Raw genomic sequence first — 1,669 nt, forward strand, 5'->3', positions numbered from 1 at the left:
GGCCGCGCTGGCGGCTGAACGCGGTCAGCGGCGCCGGCGTCACCATCACCGCGACACCGCCCGCCAGCGCCAGCGAGCACTCGCCGCGGCGCAGGGCCTGCGCGGCCAGGTGCAGTGTCACCAGCGACGACGCGCAGGCCGCGTCGACGGTGAGCGCGGGACCTTCCAGGCCGAGGGTGTAGGCGACCCGGCCGGACAGCACGCTCGACACGCTGCCGGTGAGCAGGTGCCCTTCGAGGCCGTCCGGGATGTCGCGCATCCGGGCGTGGTAGTCCTGGTAGTTGGCGCCGACGAAGACCCCCGCGGGCTCGCCGCGCAGGGTGGCCGGATCGATCCCGGCGTGCTCGATCGCCTCCCACGAGATCTCCAGCAGCAGCCGCTGCTGCGGGTCCATGGCCAGCGCCTCGCGCGGCGAGATGCCGAAGAAGCCGGCGTCGAAATCGGCCACGTCGTGCAGGAAACCGCCGTGGCGGACGGTCGAAGTGCCCTGCTCGTCGGCGTCGCCGCCGAACAGCTTCGCCAGGTCCCAGCCGCGGTCGGTCGGGAACCCGGAGATGGCGTCGCGGCCTTCGGCGACGAGCGTCCAGAGGTCGTCGGCGGACTTGACGCCGCCGGGGTAGCGGCAGCCCATGCCGATGATCGCGATCGGGTCGTCGGCGTGCGCGATCCGGTTCACCGCAACGGTTTCCGCGCGGGTGCCGAGCACGGCGTCCCGCAGGTGCGCGGCGAGCCGCACCGGTGTCGGGTGGTCGAAGACGAGGGTCGCGGGCAGCCGCAGCCCGGTCGCGGCGGCGATCCGGTTGCGGACGTCCAGCGCGGTCAGCGAGTCGAAGCCGAGGTCGGTGAACGGCCGGTCCGGCTCGACGGCGGCACCGTTCGCGTGCCCGAGCACCGCGGCGGCCTGGGCGCGGACCAGTTCGAGGAGCAGCCGGTCGGCCTCGTCGCCGGACAGCCCGGCGAGCTGCGCGGCCAGCGGAGTCGCGTCCGCGGTGGGTGCCTTCGCGGTTTCCTTGAGCCGCTTGACCTGCGGCAGGTCGTCGAACAGCGGCCGGGCGCGGCCGGCGGTGAAGACCGGCAGGAACCGGGCCCAGTCGACGTCGGCGAGCACCGCGAAGGTCTCGTCGTGGCCGAGGGTTTCGTGCAGGGCCGCGATCGCGGTGGCCGGGTCCATCAGCGGGAGGCCGCGCCGGGCGAGCTGCCCGGTGTCGACGCCTTCGGACATCCCGCCCTGGCCCTCGATCTCGGTCGGGGCCCAGACGCCCCAGGCGATCGACGTCGCGGTCGCGCCCCGGGCCCGGCGCCGCTCGGCGAGCGTGTCGAGGAAGTTGTTGGCCGCCGAGTAGCCGGCGTGGTCGCCGCTGCCCCAGACCCCGGCGATCGAGGAGAACAGGACGAACGCGTCGAGGTCGTCGCCGAGCAGCTCGTCCAGGTGCCGCGCGCCCGCCACCTTGGCCCGGACGACCTCGGCGAACCCGGGCAGGGTCGTCTCGGTCACCGGCAGGAGCTCGACCGTGCCCGCGGCGTGGAAGACCGAGCGGACCGGCTCGCCGAGGTCCGCCAGCAGGGCGGCGAGCGCGTCGCGGTCGGCGACATCGCAGCGGGCGAGCGTGACGCGGGTGCCGAGCGCTTCCAGCTCGGCGGCGAGTTCGCTGGCACCCGGCGCGTCGGG

At 74.9% G+C, this 1,669-nt stretch carries 1 protein-coding gene; it reads right to left on the reverse strand.

All coding sequences use genetic code 11. The annotated features are described in order from the left end of the window. Positions 1 to 1,669 (reverse strand): beta-ketoacyl synthase N-terminal-like domain-containing protein (locus G3I65_RS14720; RefSeq protein ID WP_160696608.1); only part of this gene is annotated, 1,669 nt, incomplete at both ends.

Source organism: Amycolatopsis sp. SID8362 (genome assembly GCF_010550475.1).
Lineage (GTDB): Bacteria > Actinomycetota > Actinomycetes > Mycobacteriales > Pseudonocardiaceae > Amycolatopsis > Amycolatopsis eburnea.